This is a genomic window from Aliiroseovarius pelagivivens (genome assembly GCF_900302485.1).
GTDB lineage: Bacteria > Pseudomonadota > Alphaproteobacteria > Rhodobacterales > Rhodobacteraceae > Aliiroseovarius > Aliiroseovarius pelagivivens.
Genome location: NZ_OMOI01000002.1, coordinates 581,772 through 599,420 on the forward strand (window position 1 = coordinate 581,772; position 17,649 = coordinate 599,420).

At 54.5% G+C, this 17,649-nt stretch carries 14 protein-coding genes and 1 tRNA gene; 10 read left to right on the top strand and 5 right to left on the bottom strand.

The window, feature by feature from the left end; translation table 11 throughout:
- The first annotated feature begins 63 nt into the window (after positions 1–63).
- The 4 genes from ALP8811_RS15000 (at position 64) to ALP8811_RS15015 (ending at position 3,446) form a co-directional block, all read left to right on the top strand.
- The gene (locus ALP8811_RS15000) at positions 64–1,350 is read left to right on the top strand and encodes a COG4223 family protein (protein ID WP_108858069.1); all 1,287 of its coding nucleotides are present in this window, start codon (positions 64–66) and stop codon (positions 1,348–1,350) included.
- A gap of 10 nt (positions 1,351–1,360) precedes the next feature.
- Positions 1,361–2,836, top strand: a complete 1,476-nt coding sequence (locus ALP8811_RS15005; RefSeq protein WP_108858070.1) for a heme biosynthesis protein HemY — start codon at positions 1,361–1,363, stop codon at positions 2,834–2,836.
- A 73-nt stretch (positions 2,837–2,909) separates the two neighbouring features.
- Positions 2,910–3,116: a hypothetical protein gene (locus ALP8811_RS16545; protein ID WP_108858071.1), complete on the top strand. Its 207-nt coding sequence runs from the start codon at positions 2,910–2,912 to the stop codon at positions 3,114–3,116.
- Positions 3,117–3,370: 254 nt separating this feature from the next.
- A tRNA-Thr gene (locus ALP8811_RS15015) sits at positions 3,371–3,446 on the top strand.
- A gap of 353 nt (positions 3,447–3,799) precedes the next feature.
- Here the strand turns inward: ALP8811_RS15015 and ALP8811_RS15020 are convergent.
- The 5 genes from ALP8811_RS15020 to ALP8811_RS15040 all read right to left on the bottom strand — a co-directional run bounded on the left by ALP8811_RS15020 (position 3,800) and on the right by ALP8811_RS15040 (position 10,742).
- On the bottom strand, positions 3,800–5,014 hold the full coding sequence (locus tag ALP8811_RS15020) for a hypothetical protein (protein WP_108858072.1): 1,215 nt from the start codon (positions 5,012–5,014) through the stop codon (positions 3,800–3,802).
- Between the two features lie 24 nt (positions 5,015–5,038).
- Entirely contained in the window at positions 5,039–6,781 is a 1,743-nt protein-coding gene (locus ALP8811_RS15025; RefSeq protein WP_108858073.1) for a GSCFA domain-containing protein, read from the bottom strand.
- Between the two features lie 351 nt (positions 6,782–7,132).
- Positions 7,133–8,557, bottom strand: coding sequence for a class I adenylate-forming enzyme family protein (locus ALP8811_RS15030; RefSeq protein WP_108858074.1), 1,425 nt, complete (start codon positions 8,555–8,557; stop codon positions 7,133–7,135).
- Positions 8,557–9,462 (bottom strand): sulfotransferase family protein, encoded by a 906-nt coding sequence (locus tag ALP8811_RS15035; protein ID WP_108858075.1) that lies wholly within the window; start codon positions 9,460–9,462, stop codon positions 8,557–8,559. Before ALP8811_RS15035 ends, ALP8811_RS15030 begins: the two co-directional genes overlap by 1 nt.
- A complete protein-coding gene (locus ALP8811_RS15040) occupies positions 9,459–10,742 on the bottom strand; it encodes a type III PLP-dependent enzyme domain-containing protein (RefSeq protein WP_108858076.1) in 1,284 nt (427 codons plus the stop codon). Before ALP8811_RS15040 ends, ALP8811_RS15035 begins: the two co-directional genes overlap by 4 nt.
- A gap of 162 nt (positions 10,743–10,904) precedes the next feature.
- Between ALP8811_RS15040 and ALP8811_RS15045 the strand changes: the two genes are divergently transcribed.
- From ALP8811_RS15045 to ALP8811_RS15070, 6 genes are all read left to right on the top strand, one after another.
- Entirely contained in the window at positions 10,905–11,147 is a 243-nt protein-coding gene (locus ALP8811_RS15045; protein WP_108858077.1) for an acyl carrier protein, read from the top strand.
- Positions 11,144–12,139, top strand: a complete 996-nt coding sequence (locus ALP8811_RS15050; RefSeq protein WP_108858078.1) for a hypothetical protein — start codon at positions 11,144–11,146, stop codon at positions 12,137–12,139. Before ALP8811_RS15045 ends, ALP8811_RS15050 begins: the two co-directional genes overlap by 4 nt.
- Before the next feature lie 413 nt (positions 12,140–12,552).
- Positions 12,553–14,127: an inorganic phosphate transporter gene (locus ALP8811_RS15055; RefSeq protein WP_108858079.1), complete on the top strand. Its 1,575-nt coding sequence runs from the start codon at positions 12,553–12,555 to the stop codon at positions 14,125–14,127.
- A gap of 19 nt (positions 14,128–14,146) precedes the next feature.
- Positions 14,147–15,976 (top strand): Na/Pi cotransporter family protein, encoded by a 1,830-nt coding sequence (locus tag ALP8811_RS15060; RefSeq protein ID WP_108858305.1) that lies wholly within the window; start codon positions 14,147–14,149, stop codon positions 15,974–15,976.
- 69 nt (positions 15,977–16,045) lie between these two features.
- Positions 16,046–16,300, top strand: coding sequence for a hypothetical protein (locus tag ALP8811_RS15065; RefSeq protein WP_108858080.1), 255 nt, complete (start codon positions 16,046–16,048; stop codon positions 16,298–16,300).
- A 270-nt stretch (positions 16,301–16,570) separates the two neighbouring features.
- The gene (locus ALP8811_RS15070) at positions 16,571–17,614 is read left to right on the top strand and encodes a calcium-binding protein (protein ID WP_245924674.1); all 1,044 of its coding nucleotides are present in this window, start codon (positions 16,571–16,573) and stop codon (positions 17,612–17,614) included.
- The last annotated feature ends 35 nt before the right edge of the window (positions 17,615–17,649 follow it).

Consider the following 17,649-nt stretch of genomic DNA (forward strand, 5'->3'; position numbering starts at 1 on the left):
CAAGCGGTAGGCTGTTCTACGCAGCTGCAGCATTTTAGAGTAAGATTCGAGGGGTTCTTTATATTGGCCAAGTCTCCGAAAACAGCCAAGGCAAAGACGGAAGTGGTGGAAGACGCCGTTGTTGTCGATGAAACCAAGCTGGACGAGGAACAGGAGAATACTCCTGACAATCCAACAGATGACGAGACCGGACCAGAGCCCGAACAGGATGAAGCTGTGGTAGCCGAAGGCGCGGATGGCGAAGACGGCGAAGATTTGCCGACAGAAGACGCCGACGCTGCAGATGCTCCTGAAGAGGCTCCCGAACAGGTTGAAGCCCCGGCAGAGCCGACCCCAACCCCCGTTTCAGAAGCCTCCAAGAAAAGCGGATCTGGTTTTGTACCGTTGCTTTTGGGTGGCGCGGTGGCTGCGGTGATCGGGTTTGGTGCTGCACGCTATCCCGATCAGTGGCCGTTTGCGCAGTCTGTAGAAGATCCGATGATCGCCGAAATGGCCGCGCTTCAGGACCGCATCGCAGGGCTGGAAAGCAGCACGGCGGCCCAAGGTGACAGCCTTCAGGCGTTGGCCGCGGACGACTCGTTGGATCGCCTTCGGGGCGAGACATCGGGCACGATGGATCAGCTGCGCACGCAGATTGACGGGATGACCGCCAAGCTGGACGCGCTTGAGAACCGCATTCACACTGTTGAGAAACTGCCCCAAGGCTCGGGTATGGAAGCGGCGGCTGCCGCTGCTGCCGCGTATGAACGCGAATTGCAGCAAATGCGGCAGATGCTGGATACCGAGCTTGCCAATATTACCAGCCAGAAAGAAGATGCACAGACGCTGGAAGTCTCTGCCGCCGAAACCGCACGGGCAGCGGCTGCGCGTGCCGCGATGGCGCGGGTGCATGCAGCCCTTGAAACCGGCCAGCCCTTTGGGGATGCGCTGTTTGATCTAACCGAAAACGCGGGCCTTGCCGCACCGGACGCGCTGTCGTCCGTCGCTGCAGACGGTGTTGCCAGTCAACAGGCGCTTCAGTCCAGCTTCCCGGAAGCTGCGCGTGCGTCGCTGGAAGCTGCTATTCGCGCGGCAGTCGAAGCGGGCTCGATGGACCGGGTGTCTGCGTTCTTCCGCACGCAGCTGGGAACGCGGTCTTTGGAGCCGAAAGAGGGCGACGATCCGGACGCTATCTTGTCGCGCGCTGAGGCTGCGCTGAAAGCTGGGGATGTGGACACGGCTTTGACGGAATTGTCAGCCATGCCCGAAGCAGGACAACCTGCCTTGGCCGATTGGATTGCAAGCGCAACACAGCGCCGCGACGCTTTGGCGGCCGCGAGCGATCTGTCCCAGCAAATGAACACGAACTGAGGATACGCCAATGCTTTGGTCTTTGATTAAGATTGTCCTTTTCATCGCAGCGATTGCGCTTTTGACGTTTGGCGCTGGGATCCTCATGGAAACTGATGGCGGCGTACGCATTGCCGTTGGCGGAACCGAGTTCAACATGGAGCCCCTACAGGCCGTGATTGCCGGGGTGCTTTTGGTCATCGCGATTTGGCTAGCGCTGATCGTGTTTGGGCTGCTTGTCGCCTTCGTGCGCTTTGTGAACGGCGACGAAACCGCGATTTCACGCTATTTCGACCGCTCGCGCGAGCGCAAGGGGTACGAAGCACTGGCCGAAGGTATGATGGCGATCGCCTCGGGCGAAAGCTCGACCGCGATGTCGAAAGCCGCCCGGGCCGAGAAATATCTACGCCGCCCGGAACTGACCAACCTTCTGACCGCGCAGGCGGCTGAAATGTCAGGCGACAAGCACAAGGCGGCGCAGGTCTATAAACGTCTTCTGAAAGACAATCGCACGCAGTTTGTGGGTGTGCGTGGGATCATGAAGCAGAAGCTGGAGGAGGGTGATACCGAGACCGCGATGAAGCTGGCCGAGAAAGCCTTTGCGTTGAAGCCGCGTCACACCGAAACGCAGGACGTGCTGCTGGGCCTTCAGGCGCAGAACAACGACTGGGCTGGTGCGCGCAAAACGCTGGGCGCCAAGCTGAAATACGGCGCCCTACCGCGCGATGTGCACAAGCGCCGCGATGCGGTTCTGGCCCTGTCAGAAGCCAAGGGCGTGATGAAAGAGGGCAACCCCGTCGAGGCGCGGCTTGCAGCCATTGAAGCCAACCGCCTGTCGCCTGATTTGGTGCCGGCTGCGGTGATGGCCGCGCGTGGCTATATTGCGGATGGCAAACCAAAATATGCCTCGCGCGTGTTGGTCAAAGCGTGGTCGGCGCAACCCCATCCCGACCTGGCCTCTGCCTTTGCCGACATCGTCCCAGACGAAAGCCCGGCCGAGCGGATCAAGCGGTTCCGTGCGCTGACCAAGCATCAGGATGGTAACCCGGAAACCCGGATGCTGTTGTCCGAGCTGAACATCACGGCCGAAGACTATCCCGCTGCGCGCAAAGCGCTGGGCGATCTGCCCGACACGATGCCTACGCAACGTGCGCTGACGCTTTTGGCGGCGATTGAACGCGGCGAGGGCGCATCGGATCACGATGTGCGTGCCGTTCTGGCGCGGGCCGTGACGGCGCCGCGTGGGCCGCAATGGGTTTGTGAAAGCTGCAACCATGTGCATGCCGCTTGGCTGCCGGTGTGCAACAACTGCGATGGGTTTGACACGCTGGCGTGGACATCTGCACCCGAAGCCGAGGGCGCCGTGCCGACCGGGACCGAGATGCTGCCCTTGGTGGTCGGCGATGCCCCTGTGGCCGAGGTTGAGGATGCGGAAGACGCCGGCGATGAGGCTGCCGTTTTGGACGGCGAAGTCGTTAAAGAAGCCGACGATAAACCCGCCGCATAGTAATCACATCAGGCGGCGCTACAGTGTCGCCGCCTGATACCCCGCCACGATCATCTGGCATTATTCGAGTTCCATGAAGCTGACATTTGCAGGCGGCATCGCGCTTGCCTATTTCGCGACGTCCAACAGCATATTCTTTGGCGCACGGCGGATGCCGTCATATCCCGGCTTGCGGGCATGGCACCTGGAACAGCACAATGTCAGCTACATCTTCGAGCCCATCTGCGTCGGCGAACTGCTGTTCGGTCGGTTCAGCGCGTTGCATCGACACAAAGACTAACTTGAAACCCCCGGGGCATCGGACATCCTTTTGTGCAGATTGGTGATGGCCATTTTCTCTTGCGCAATGATCATGTCGGGTCTAAAAACCCCAACGCTGCGGGGTGGAAATCGCCCGGCAACATGTGGGCCGCTGTAGCTCAGCTGGTAGAGCACGTCATTCGTAAGTTGCGGTTCCCCGCGAGAATGACTTGCAAAACCAAAGGGTTCGCGGCAAGTGAGATGAATGAGTAGGGCCATAGTATGGCCCGCGATGCCTCAATAGCTCAGCTGGTAGAGCAGGTCCTTCGTAAGGACAAGGTCGGGGGTTCGAGTCCCTCTTGAGGCACCACTTTTCTCACACATACTATTTGAAAACAGTGGCTTGGACTTTGGTGTTTGGATCTAGCGCCAACAAATGCCAAGCACCACGGCGGTTTTGCAGAGACAATTGTTCATCGCTGGTCGAGTCGTCTTTGTCGTCAAACAGCTGAAGTGGTTCACCAACTGCTTCTGTGTTGTTGATGGTGAAGCCATCTGTATTGCTAACCGTCCAAGTGAACCTGTCCGTAGGGCCATGAGCGCTTCCTTCGGGAGTTTGGAGAGAAGGGGTGTTCGCTCAAGCTACATGACTGCCGTGACTAACTCTCCCCGCTTGGAAAGATATTCTGCGCCGTACTACCCGTCGATTTGGATTAGTAAGCGTCAGATCAAGTCGCGATATGCAATCGAGAAACCTGCGGCCCAATCGTGCAAAGTAGTATCTTCGTCGTAGATTGATGAACTTGATACCGTGTTTCGAAGGCAGCCTCGTCCAACTGGATATGCTGATTTCGCAGACATTTCACCACGGCGATTGTGCTGATAAGCATAGTTGATGACTAAGGTTTCCAGACTGGGCTCTCGGTCAAAGCGAAGCTTGATATGCACCTTGTCGACGACCTCAACGTCCACAAGCGTAGATTTGTAACGGTCTCTGGTGTGAAAGCCGAGCACTGTCCGGTCAGGTGCTGGATGACTTTCTTCATCGATTACCAGCGGATGGTCCGTGCAGAATTCTAGGACGACCTCGTTTCCTGAAGAAAAGGATGAAATCGGGCGCGGAACAACATGGTCTGCACCATTTTCCTTAAGCGCTATAATGCGTCCAAGGTTTTCGCCCAATTGCCTCTTACCGCGCCCCGAGAAATGTGCGCCGTCGATTTGTTCATAGGCATAGGCCGCCAGGGGAAAAACAACATTGTCGTGCTGGTCGGCCATGTCGATTACCGAAAGGCGGTTGGGCCAGTGATTTCCCCCGCCCATTGATCCGGTGCCGCTTGCCTGAACCAACCACCATTGGGGATCGACACCATAGTTTCTAAGGTGATTTTCAACATCTGACTTAAAGTCGATAAAATGGTTGCTATAGGATTCTCGCGCCATCGCGCGATCAGCCTCACCATGCAACCAGACTAGGTGAACTTGTGAAATCGGCAGTCCGTCCGCGACTGAAAGACACTCATCAAGTGTCTTAAGCAAGTTCAGAAAGATCGTTGAATGCGTCCCGTCGTGATTTCGATAGATTCCGTCTACAACGACACCGTTTGTCTTGTTCCCGTTGAATCTGCGCCCGCCTCGCGCTTCTGAGCGTACAATCATGCGCTCAGGCGCATCATCACCCAAATCTGTGTAAAGTCGGGCGGCTGCGGCCACTAGTAGTGACTGGATGGCCTGAGGAGCTAGCGATATGTGATCGAAACCGTCGATCTTGGAAGTTCGCTCTCGCCCCATATACCCTCGAATTCGTTTGCCGTCATTGGGCATGAAAATGGGGAAGCTATTCTCGACATCCGCAAAGATCCTTGGCCCCGCATCGTGTACGTCGGCATTCGACTGGCCAAACGCCAGAAGCAAGATACTATGTTGTTTCGCGCCCATTTCCGAATGTGCCCCCAAAAGAGGCTATGCCTCAAGCACGCTGTCAGGGGCCTTTCCATTCAACGAGGCTCGTCTGCGCTCTAGTGCGGATAGGTCTACCACATCGTCCATCTTGTCCCGGTTGCTTAGAATTCGATCAATTATGGCAATATCTGCTCGTGAAGCAGCAAGCCGCACCAGCAGTGTGATCCAGCGAGGCATTGGTGTCTCGTTGCGTTCAATCTCGTCTAGAAGCTGCTCCATGGCAGATTGATGGCGGTTGGTGTTCATGTAGCTCTGTATCAAAAGCGGCAACAGTCGGTTAATAGTGGCCTCTGTCACATCTGGGCGCTTAAACACCTTTTCAATCTCGGTGGCAGTGCTTTCAAAATCCCGAGCTCTAAATAGTGTAACAATTGAAGCGACCGCGCTTGCATCAATAGACTGAGCTACGGTCTTGGGTCGAGAAGCCATGGCATTTTGAAGCTGTTCAATGGCTCCTTCTTCGACTCCATTTGTCTTGGCATAGGCAATCAAGGTGTCGATTTGCTCTTGTGTGCCGTATGAGCGCACAATGTTTGTCGCCAAACGGAAGACCTTGTCTTTGTCATTCCCATGGGCTTCATCCAAACGGCCAACCAGCCAATCAGCAGCGCGGGTCCGCTGCTTTGCCCGCATTAGGGCCTGTGAGTAATGAAAATCAAAATCAACCGACCGAAGCGCGCCTGATTCCAATGCATCTTCCGCTACATTGACGGCCTGATCGTATTCCTCGGCGGAAATCAGTGCCTCGACTTGGCCAATGGCATTAAGCGTATGATAACCTGGACTTTCCCCCTCATAGCGCAGAAGCATTTCAGCTACGACGCGGTTGGCGTGTCCCTGAGTACTGTGATTGGGGCTAGTGGTCTGATAGGCGAACTTGAAGTCGCTCAACATGGCGAATTCAAGGCTGGGAAGATATTCAACCTGTGCATAGTCACGGCACACGTTCTGGGCAGCTACGTTCTGACAAGATTTCGCCAGATAGTTCTCAATCAACGCGTCGTTCTGACCATAAACAAACGGTCTTGCCACCGGTGATACTGCCAGCAAGATAATCGGTGACACCCGCGTGTTTGCAAGAACGATCTCAATTGCGCGCCGAAAACTCATTTCACATGCTTCTACGTCCAAGCGATGGAACTCATAGCGGTTCGGTTCCTGAGCTGTCATTTTGGCAGAGGGCATTCCGTTCAAGTACAGGCCTGTCTTGGCGTCATACCATTGCTCGATCCCGCTATTGGACAGGATTACAACGTCGGCGTCAGCGATACCGGAATAACTTGTGTTGTACTCTTTTCGATAGGCGCGCGCCGTCTCAAGTTCGTGGGCAAAAGTCAGATGAATCTGCAGATCAACCCATTCGTCACCAACTTGAATCAATGCGTCGTCGGGTGATGGGGCGCTGGGATCGACAGCCCACGCCACTTCGTTGGTCGAGACGTCCAAGTTGAAAATGTTGTATCGGTTGTATTGTTGCGTTGCAGATCCCGGCAGGTCCAGGTCCCGTGGGCTGGAAAGATAGGACCGCCCGGCCTTCGCCAGTGCTTTTTCCACATTTCGACCAAAGCAATTTCCTGCAACGAAGAACTTTGCACCCTCTGGAAATGCAAGCGCCGTCTTAATCTGTGGCTGTGCAAAAGGTAAAAGTCTTTCGCGGCCTCTTTTCGCGCCGGGATACTGACGCAGCCGGTTTTTCGAGGCCGAGCCACGAGCCTCTGCGGGAGTTAATACTTCATGCGGCATGAAAGAACCTCGCAATCAAATCGGTACAAGAGACCCGGCCGATTTGGCACGATGCCTCTCAGAAAAGTATGTCGGTCCTGACAATAGCTATGGCTATGTCCGCCATTGTACAAATTCATCGTCAACAGCTTGCTAGCCTGAATAGTCAGCGCAACAGTTTCGAGGTTTTTACAGAAGCAGCGCTGACAGACAAGTTATTCTTGCGCTTCAGTAATCATCTGTCGCTCAGGCACACGTCTCAAGTGTGTACGAGCCCCTACGACTTTCAATGGTGAGACCGGTGGATGTGATACGAATATCCTGTTCAGGAAGCGTGTGCAGAGTGCCGGATTTAAAGCTGCGGGCTGGCGATCAGAGGTGCTTCGATCTGAGGGCCGGATAATCGACTTTCCCAACCGGTGTACGCGGCATCTGCTTCAAAAGGTAGATGTGGCGCGGGCGCATATGAGTTGGCAAAGCACGATTTGCAGCAATCTGAATCTGTCGCGCTGTGACCTCTTCAGAGGGGACGCAGAACGCAACCAGTTCCGAGCCCTGAATATCGTGCTCTCGCGCCAAAACGGCGATTTCAGCCACATTGGGCAGGTCTTCCATAGCCTCTTCAACATCGTCGAGGCTGACACGAATATCCAGAGATTTGATCAGCCGGTCACGTCTTCCGTACAGGTGCAAAAAGCCCTCTTCGCAAAGCATTCCTACATCGCCGGTAAATACCGCGGGTTGCCCATCCAGCAGGCGGCGTGTTTGTGAAGTTGCATCCGGGTCGTCAAGATAACGTTCGAACACACCCTTCCCTAGATGAATAACCTCTCCCTCTTGTCCCGGAGGCAGACAAGACCCTTTCCCATCCACAATTCGCAACTCAACCCCGTCGATAGGTTGGCCGACAGACCCAGGTCGAGATGCAGACTGGTCCGGACTCAAACAGCAGGTGCGGTAAGTTTCAGTCAGCCCGTAATTGCGCAGGATGCGAGCAGCGGGGATGCGATCCGACAACGCCTTGAAAAGCCCATCGGTGAAGGGCGATCCGGTGGACGTCAGCAGACGCAACGAGTCTGTGTCTGCAGTCTCGAAGCCCGAAATGCCGAACAGCAACGCGGAATAGAGCGACGGCACGCCAGCAAACACCGTCGGGCGATGCGTGTTTATTGCTTTGGCGATGTCGGGCAGAATATCTCGCTCGGGCAGGATCAGGAAATGTCCGCCAACCAACCCGGACAGCAGCTGCCCCCACCCATAGTCATGGGCGAAGGGAATTGGAACGAGGATGCGTTCTTCTGGATTATAACCAATCGATCGCGCGACACGTGCAACCCCTTCCGTTAGCGTCGCCCCTGTTTGGACGACCCCTTTGGGGGGGCCGGATGATCCCGAAGTGAAAACCACAGAGGCGTCAGAACTGGCGTCAGGGCGGTGAGTCCCAAGGCTGGGCCGAGGGGCCTCTAGCTGTGCCAATCCAGCCGTATCGATTGTCAGATCTGGCGCGTGACGCGACTGGATCAGCTGTCTTTGATGGTCCGTTGCTTTCGCTGATACGAACATCGGAAGTCCACCAAGCGACCAGATGGCGGGGATAAGTGCCACCAAATCAGCTGTATTGGGTAGTGCCACCAGGACACGTTGCCCTGGTTGTAAGCCTTGGCCGGAAAGCGCGGCCGCCAACTGGGCAGCCCGATCAAGAAGCTGTGCCCGTGACCAAACGAGATGTCCCTGTGCGACAGCGGGTTTTTCGGGATCAGTCGCGGTATTGTTCAGAAAGGCGTCAAATGGGTGCATTACTTCCCTGCGTTCTTCTCGCGCAGCTCAAGGCTCATTTGTTTTGCGCGTTGGTATTGGGATATCCGCGCTTGGCGGCTTAGCGGTGCCGAGATGCGTGGAATGTCATACCCCAACTGCACCATCAGAGGTTCCAGAATTTCAAGGCACGCGCGCGCAGAGCTGCGCGGCAACGACTTACGCCAACGCGAGAGGCTGTCTTTTCTGACACCCTCCGTCGCGAAGATCTTCCAGTCACCAAGGCCAATCTGTGAGTTGTCAGGTCTCGGAAGCCCGTCAAACGGTTTGATGTCGGCGAATTCGGTGATTTTACCAAGCACCAGCTCGGGATCGGCAATCAGATCCTCATAACGGTACACTAGAGATTGATCTCCAAGACGCTCATGCATCGCCAGCAACTGTCCGGTTAAATCCCGCCAAGCTGCGGCCCAAGCAACATAGTAGTTCTCATGCTGTGCCATCCATGGGCGCATTTCGGGGACGTTTTGCCCCATTTGATCCGTCAGTTCTTTCATGGATGCGATAACATCAAGTGGATTGCGCACAACGCAGATGAAGCGGCAATGACCAGCGAGCAGAGTTTCGATCTCGGCAATATCAAAGATATCAAATGCCGACTTTTCGGCCCATCCGGCTTTACCTGCCGCTGCTGCGGCTTCCCCTAGAAAGCCAAATCCCAATGCCCTGATGCGTGCCAGGACCTCTTCCTCCTCGAACCCCGAGAACGCAAGCCCTGTTAGCATCCCAAGATCAGGCCCCTCGCCACTGGATTCCCTGATCATGCGCGCCATGCCTGAAAAAACATAAGTTTCTGGCGGGCAATGCAGATCTGGATGCGCGGTCAAGAGGCGCTGAAGCAGAGATGTTCCTGAGCGAGGGAAGCCGAGAATTTTCAGTGGGATCATTTCACATTCAGCCTTGTAAGAGTTCCCAGATGGTTCAGTGAACTTTCAGTAATATCAGCCAACGCCCCTTGCTGCAGGGCATATTCAGCCGGTTCGGGATGACTGATGAAACGGGTGGGGCTTGCGGTCAAGCCATAGGCACCTGACATCATAACGGCGAGCACATCACCGCGGTGCAGAAGAGGCAGTGAGATTTTCCGCGACAACTGATCGATTGATGTACAAAGCGGCCCGGCCAGCATTTGTTCAACAGCCTCGATCCCTTCACCTGTTTGGCGAAGGACCACAAAAGGATAGTTCTTCTGAAAAACTGAACCCATCATGCCAGCTGCAGCCAGGTGGTTGTTGAAGCCAGCGTCGCAGACAGCGATCGGCATATCGCGACTGACCTTGGAAGATAGAACTGACGTGACAAGAGCTCCAGACGGTCCAGAAATCCACCTGCCAAGCTCGAGTAGTCGTTTTGCATTTCCCAATACCGGATCACGAGAAAGCTTTTCGATATGAGGCGCAACAAGGTCGCGAACCTGTTCGATATCAAGCGCATGTTGCCCATCATGCAATGGGATACCAAAGCCGGCACCGAAGATCAGCTTTTCGGGTACGATCCCAGCTGCTTCCGACGCGCGGGAAAAAATCTCGCAGAGATTGGCGATGTTTTCTGCGATCGGTTCAGGCGAAAGACACATGGATCCGGTGTAGGCATGAAAACCGGTCAGTTTAAGCGCTGGTTCGCTCATAATCCGTGCGATAGCGCCAGCTGCTTTAGTTTCGTCAATGCCGAACTGACTTGGCCTGCCGGACATACTTGCTCCAAAACCCTTTGGAACATGATCTGGATTGATCCGTAGCAGCACGTCCTGACGAACCCCAGCAGCAGTCGCAATTTCGCCAATCAGCTCGATTTCGTCTTCTGCTTCCACGACGATCGAGACGCCCAATCCAACGATCGCTCGAAGTTCGCTGGCGCGCTTGCCGGGGCCTGACCAAGTAATCTGACTTGGCTCAAGTCCGATGGCCAATGCGCGTTCAACTTCATGTGCTGACGAAGCATCAATGTGATCAAGCTGTTTCATCACTTGACGCAACACCGCCAGGTTGGGGTTCGATTTTATCGCATAGCTTGGCTCAAACAGTCCCAAGAACAGCTTTGAAAGAGTTGTCGACCGTGCAGTCAGTTCGTCCAGATCGTACACGTAGAAAGGAGTATCAAGGGACCGCCAATCAGCGTCGGCTAGGCGTCTTTCAAAGCTATGTTCATCCGAATTCATCAGCGTCATCCATGAAAATTTTTATCTCTGATATACCAAAGAAAACTGTTGCGACACCCGTTTGAAGGCGAAATTCAACAACGGAATAGTTGCCATTAAGAAGCCATATTTGCATCTACGAACACAAACATCTAAAGAGCCATCAGAATTCACCCACAAGAGCGTTAAAAAATGACAAGTATCTCTGACCAGCTTCGCCAATTCATTGCTGAAGAAACCGGCATGTCTGACGACGAGTTCCAGAATGACACCCAGTTGTTCTCGGAAGGCTATATCGACAGCTTCACGATGACAGCCGTTGTTGCTTTCATTGAAGAGACATACGAAGTCGATATTCCTCAATCCGAAATTACGCTCGAAAACTTCGACACCATTGACAATATGACGGCCTTCATCACGCGCGCCAAGGGATGAACGGCAGCTTCTTCTATACGTCTGTAAACGACAGCGATATCGAGGAAATTCGTCAACTGCTGAACGACGTGTGGCCAAAGCTATACGGTGAAACGGGCTGTCCTGAATTCAGTCACGAGTATCTTAGCTGGCTCTACAAGGGGCCAGATGCCGACCGCCACTTTCTTCGCGGCTTTCGCAATGATGCCGGAGAGCTGGTCGGATTCAAAGCATCGCTTTATCGTTCCCTTGCTATAGCGGGCCAGAAATTTGATGGGTACCTAGTCACTCATCTGGCAAGCCAGCCGAACCTATCTCTTGGCGAGAAGATGGCAGTTGCGGCGGGTCTTTCTCCGATTCATACGCTGGAAACGGATCCAGACTCTCTAAGTTTGGCTTTTTTTGAACCCGACAAGACACTGGTCCCAAACCGCCGTCGCGCGGCGGAAAAAGCCGGGTACAAGGTTGAAGAACTTCGATTTCAACAGCATGTCGTAAATAAGCGAAGATTGATGTCGGCCGACCTTGATTTGTCAGGGATCACGGTGTGCGAGTCTGATCAGAACGACGCGGACGCGTGGGCAGAATTGATAGCTGAGCAGCATTCCGACAACAGCTTGATGTGGATGCCATCGAAAGCCGCCTTGTCGCACCATCTTGGTGCAGCGCCTGCATCATTTCAGCGTGTTGCTAAACGTGGAGAGACACCCATCGGAGTTGTGGGTGGATATGTTCTTGATTGGATGAAAGCCGGCGTACCTACACGCTTCTTCATTTGCGAGATGCTTGCGGCGAGCGAACCAGAGGCACTGAATGCGCTACTACGGTCTGTAATTCCATATGCTGACAGCACTGGTGCAACAGGAGTGATCGTCGAGAACGCTACACATCTGTCGCAGTCATTCAAAGCAGCTGGTGGTATCATAAGATCGCCTCGAGAAATGATACTTGCGATTAGAAGCAATCGCGCGCTGCCCTCGACCCCAGAAAGCTTCACCTGCGATATTAAGTAGTTGGCTTAAGTCTTCCCCTCATATCCACTCTGGGTGATAGATTTTGACGAAGCGCCCAAACTCAATCTAGTCCATCGCACCCTTCGCAGCCGATCCTTCGATGTCCTATACGTCGAGGAGCGTGAGCCCGCAGAAAGTCGGCCCACTGCTTGAACCCAAGAAATGTCGCGCTGGTGCCGAACGGACCAGACACGCGAAAGGTAGATCTTCGCTAGCTCCCTGAACTCTGATCTCACAATCAGAAGGGGCTGCGGCGAAGGACTTTCAGTTTTTTTTAACACCTTTGATCTGTCGCATATCGAAAGCTGCGCTTTTCTGCTCAGTCTTGAGCATCAATTAAGCGGAAGAACTTGGTCTCGTTTGGGTGCCGAGGAGTGTTGTGATTTCCTGAAAACTTGGGATGAGGACTGCTCATGAAAGTCAAAGACTATCTGAAGATTGAAAGTGCGACTGATATTAGCCGTTCCGAGGTTGGACGCCTCGGGACTGCAATCCTATTTGTGGTCGGTGTTGTGATTTATACTGGCACGACGTTTGAACACGTCGACCAGCTGTATCTGCTGATCGCGGCTGCGGTGATCGGGGCCTACATGGCCATGAACATCGGCGCCAACGATGTCGCCAACAATGTCGGACCAGCGGTTGGGTCTTATGCTCTGACCCTAACGGGCGCGATCATAATCGCCGCCTTGTTCGAAGCGGGCGGTGCCATCATTGCCGGCGGCGACGTGGTTTCGACCGTCAAGAAAGGCATCATTGATCCCGCCAACGTAGACAACCCGGATGTGTTTATCTGGGTGATGATGGGCGCGCTGATCGGGGCTGCTCTGTGGCTGAATGCGGCCACTTGGCTGGGTGCACCTGTGTCCACCACGCACTCGATTGTCGGTGGCGTGATGGGTGCCGGGATCGCGGCAGCCGGATGGGATGTAGTGAACTGGGATTCGATGGGTAAGATCGCCCTCAGCTGGGTGATATCGCCCGTTACTGGCGGAATCATCGCAGCCTTGTTCCTGTATACCCTCAAGAAGACGATCTTCTTCAAAGCCGATCCGGTCGAGGCAGCCCGCAAGGTTGTGCCGTTCATGATCGGTATCATGACATGGGCGTTCACCACCTATATCGCGCTCAAAGGGATCAAGAAGCTGGTCAAGATCGACTTTCCGACGGCCATGTTGATCGGTCTTGCGGCCGGTCTGGCAGTCATTGTCATCGTTAGGCCGATGATCAACAAGATCGCGCCAACGCTTGAAAACAACCGGGATGGCGTAAACAGCTTGTTCACCATCCCTCTGATTATCTCGGCTGCTCTTCTAAGCTTTGCCCATGGCGCCAACGACGTGGCCAATGCCGTGGGTCCACTTGCCGGTGTCGTCGATGCACTGACGGCCGGTGCAGGCGGTAGTTCCAAGGTGGCCATCCCGCTGTGGGTGATGGTGATTGGTGCCATAGGTATTTCAGTTGGACTGGCCCTGTTCGGCCCCAAACTGATCCGGACTGTAGGGTCGGAAATCACCGAGCTGGACCGCTCGCGCGCATTCTGCATCGCATTGGCCGCCGCAATCACCGTGATCATTGCCAGCCAACTGGGGATGCCGATCAGCTCGACCCACGTGGCCTTGGGCGCCGTGTTCGGTGTCGGGTTTCTGCGTGAGTTTCTGGAAACCCGATTGGGCAAAGTGGTCGAGGATGTATTGCGTCAGCACAAAGGCGAGAAAAACTTCGCCTTGGCCGAACAGGTTCTGATGACGTTCCAGAATGCACCGCCCGAAGACAAACAGCGGATCCTTAACGAGCTGAAGAAAATGGGCCCCGAAGCGGTCATTGTCGCGGCCGATCGTAAAGAGCTGCAGAAGGCTCTGAAACGGCAATTGGTGCATCGCGCATCGCTGTTCAAGATCGTCTCGGCTTGGATCATCACTGTTCCGGTTTCGGCCTTCCTGGCGGCGCTGTTCTATTTTGTTCTGCGCGGCATGATGCTGCCATGAGGGGCCTGATCATCACATGATGAAAAAACTGCTACTACCGGTCATCCTGCTGGTTCTAAGCCTTGGTTTCTGGGCCAGCAGTGATTTTCAGGAGATCGCGGCGGGTGTCGCGATCTTCCTGTTTGGCATGTTGATGCTAGAGGATGGTTTCAAGCTGTTCAGCGGCGGGTTTCTTGAAAAGGCTCTGGAGCGGGCGACGGGATCTGTTCCCCGGTCTTTGGGCTTCGGCGTGGTTGCAACGACGATCATGCAATCAAGCTCGCTGGTTTCAGTAATCACCATTTCCTTCCTGTCTGCGGGGCTGATCTCGCTTCTGGGCGGGGTTGGGATCATCTTCGGTGCCAATATTGGCACCACCACAGGCGCTTGGTTGGTTGCCGGCTTTGGCCTCAAGGTCAAAATATCGGCCTATGCCCTGCCGATGCTGGCGATCAGCATTGTTCTGGTCTTTCAAAAGAACAAGTACTTGCGTGGTGCCGGGTTTGTTCTGGCCGGGCTGGGATTCCTGTTCCTTGGGATCCACCACATGAAAGAAGGGTTCGAGGCCTTCAAGGACCAGTTCGACCTGACGCGCTTCGCGCTTGAGGGGATCTATGGGCTGGTGGTCTATACTTTGGTCGGCACCGCTGCGACCGTGGTGATGCAATCAAGCCATGCAACGATGGTTCTGATCATCACTGCCTTGGCGGCGGGACAGATCTCATACGAAAACGCCTTGGCACTGGCCATCGGGGCCAACATCGGCACGACAATCACTGCGATCATCGGCGCGCTTACTGCGAATTATCAGGGCAAGCGGCTGGCCCTTGCGCATTTGATATTCAACACAACGACCGCCGGCGTGGCGCTGATCTTCATCAGCCCGTTACGTGTGGCAGTCGATTTCGTCTCGGCCGGGTTTGGTATCGCCGATACCGACTATGCGCTGAAGCTGGCGGTATTTCATACCATCTTCAACCTGCTTGGCGTGATCATCATGTTACCTCTTTTGAAATGGCTGATCGGGTTTCTGGAACGCACCATTGCCCAGCCCGAAGAGGATCTGAGCGAGCCGAAATACTTGTCCGAGGCGGTCGACGAATTTCCCCAGACCATCGAGATCGCCATGCGTCGCGAGGTCAAACACCTTTATGACAATGCGGTCGAGCTGATCGTGCACGGGCTGAACCTGCACCGGGACGACATCTACGGCGCCAAGGACATTGCGGCCGTGGTCGAAGCAAGCCAGGAAACGGTCGAGTTTGATCTCGATGAACGCTATGAGGCGCGGGTCAAAACGCTTTATTCCGCCATTATCGAGTTCGCCACCCGGGTGGGCGCCAAAGATATGCCTGAAGATGTCATGCAAGACATCTATTCGCTGCGTGATGTGGCCGGGCGGATTGTCCGCGCGGTCAAGTCGGTCAAGCACTTGCGGGCAAATGCCATTCAGTACACTGAAAACCAACAGGGTCTGATCACCGATCTTTATAATGGGCTTCGCACCGAGATCGCGCGGATTCTGGTTGAAATCCGCAAGCTTGATCTGGCCGATCCCGAGGACCGTTCCAGTCTGTGGTTGGATCAGGAACGCATTCAGGTCGAAAGCGATGCCCGGGCGACTAACAACGCGGTTGAGACGCTGATCCGCAATCACGACCTTGATGCTTATGCGGCGACTTCGTTCCTGAACGATTCCAACTATGCTTACTCGGCCATGCGCGATCTATTGGGCGCGGCACGCACCTATTACATCGAAACCGAAGACGCGATGGCTGAAGTCGAACGCATCCTATCGCTTGAGGATGACGAGTTGAGCTCGATGGTTCTGAGCGCGCTACGAGAAGACAGGGGGGAAGCCAAGCTATGACCCGCCAGACCTGTCATGCAACTGTTACAATTCGCCCGTATCACGGGTCCCCACGCAAAGGTGGATGTCATGGATTTTGAGAGCAGCGTCGAGAAGCTCGACAAGTACTTTAAGCGCCTGTCCAAAGGGAAGGCGCAAAAGATCAAGCCATCTCACGTTGAAAAGGTGATCAGAAAGCTTGCCAAGAAGGAAGATATCCTGAGGGCCGAGATCGAAGACGCGAAGAAAGAAACGAAAATCGAGCGTCTTGAACGCAAGCTGGATCTTTTGCACGAGCAACAGACCCGCGCCCGTTGGTTGCTGAAGGAAATCAGCGAACAGTAGGCGCGTCTGGTGTGACGTTGTTCAGATCCTCGTGGCAACACTGATTGTCGTAACAACCGACGAATGCGCCGACCTGTGCGCATGCATGGTGCGTTCGCGTATTCCGTGAAAAGCTTTGTGTATTAACACGAAGTTTGCGCTGATCCATTGTCTCGGCTACCGTAATTCTCAGATTAAACTGTTTTAAATTTTAGAGAACGTTTGGGAGTGGACATGGCCAAGATTCGGTTAAGTGGCGGACTGAGTATTACAGATATCAATCATTCAATCATGTTTCCCATAATTCGGAACTCACCAAATGGCACGAAAGTTAAGACACGGGGCGACACCGCTTTTGCGGCTGCAAACTTTGGTGGGATTGGATCAGGCTACTACGTGAAGCTTGAAGGGTCGTTCGAGCTTACGCCTGGTGGGCTTTCGGGCAAGGTTAGAAAAGTGACGCTGTTCAGCCCCTCTGGTGACAAGGTGTATGTGCTGAGCGATCTCAATATCGACATCATGAAATACTATCTGGCGTCGTACGGCTATAAGCCTGATTACTCGGGGATAACCACTGTACTGGAGTCCATCACCAAGAATGGATTGAACTATTTGGGCAATTCAACCAGCGAATATCTGGTCGGAACCGAAAAGGCCGACAAGATCGGAGGTTCCGGTGGCGGAGACGTTATATACGGCTTGGGTGGCGCAGATATATTGTTGGGAAACAGCGGGAACGACGCGCTTTACGGAGGCTATGGGGCCGATAAACTCTATGGCCACGGCGGCGAAGACGCACTTCTTGGCGGTGTAGGGGAGGATTTCCTAAGCGGCGGCGCCGGGGATGATGACTTGATTGGCGGCGATGACAACGACGTGCTCTACGGCGGTGACGACAATGACTTTTTGCATGGTGAACTTGGAAACGACAAGCTCTATGGCGAAGACGGCAACGACCGCCTGATCGGAGGCATTGGTCGGGACAAACTGTACGGCGGATCAGGCGTTGACCACCTTAGCGGCGAGGCCGGTGCAGACCTTTTGAAAGGCGGCGGCGGCGGCGATATTCTCGATGGCGGCGCAGGTTCGGATGTCATGTTCGGCGGCGGTGGCGCGGATGTGTTTGAGTTCCGTGTCGGCGATGGGGCTGACAAAATCAGGGACTTCGAGGTCGGCGTCGATCAGATCCGGTTTTTGGATGGCCCAACGGAATTTAGTGACCTGACCATCTACAGATCCAAATCAACAACCATCATAGAATTTGGCAGTGATCAGATCGTTCTGACGGATGTAAGGCCATTTGAACTGAACCACGACGACTTCGTTTTTGGCTAAGAATTGTCGTCCCAGTTTGGGCAGGAAGATCGCGT

Bases quoted from the DNA above. Each gene is read 5' to 3' on its own strand.
- ALP8811_RS15040 (WP_108858076.1), bottom strand. From the start codon at position 10,742: ATGACGCTGATGAATTCGGATGAACATAGCTTTGAAAGACGCCTAGCC.
- ALP8811_RS15035 (WP_108858075.1), bottom strand. From the start codon at position 9,462: ATGATCCCACTGAAAATTCTCGGCTTCCCTCGCTCAGGAACATCTCTG.
- ALP8811_RS15050 (WP_108858078.1), top strand. From the start codon at position 11,144: ATGAACGGCAGCTTCTTCTATACGTCTGTAAACGACAGCGATATCGAG.
- ALP8811_RS15045 (WP_108858077.1), top strand. From the start codon at position 10,905: ATGACAAGTATCTCTGACCAGCTTCGCCAATTCATTGCTGAAGAAACC.
- ALP8811_RS15070 (WP_245924674.1), top strand. From the start codon at position 16,571: ATGTTTCCCATAATTCGGAACTCACCAAATGGCACGAAAGTTAAGACA.
- ALP8811_RS15020 (WP_108858072.1), bottom strand. From the start codon at position 5,014: ATGGGCGCGAAACAACATAGTATCTTGCTTCTGGCGTTTGGCCAGTCG.
- ALP8811_RS15025 (WP_108858073.1), bottom strand. From the start codon at position 6,781: ATGCCGCATGAAGTATTAACTCCCGCAGAGGCTCGTGGCTCGGCCTCG.
- ALP8811_RS15060 (WP_108858305.1), top strand. From the start codon at position 14,147: ATGAAAAAACTGCTACTACCGGTCATCCTGCTGGTTCTAAGCCTTGGT.
- ALP8811_RS15030 (WP_108858074.1), bottom strand. From the start codon at position 8,557: ATGCACCCATTTGACGCCTTTCTGAACAATACCGCGACTGATCCCGAA.
- ALP8811_RS15065 (WP_108858080.1), top strand. From the start codon at position 16,046: ATGGATTTTGAGAGCAGCGTCGAGAAGCTCGACAAGTACTTTAAGCGC.
- ALP8811_RS15005 (WP_108858070.1), top strand. From the start codon at position 1,361: ATGCTTTGGTCTTTGATTAAGATTGTCCTTTTCATCGCAGCGATTGCG.
- ALP8811_RS15055 (WP_108858079.1), top strand. From the start codon at position 12,553: ATGAAAGTCAAAGACTATCTGAAGATTGAAAGTGCGACTGATATTAGC.
- ALP8811_RS16545 (WP_108858071.1), top strand. From the start codon at position 2,910: ATGAAGCTGACATTTGCAGGCGGCATCGCGCTTGCCTATTTCGCGACG.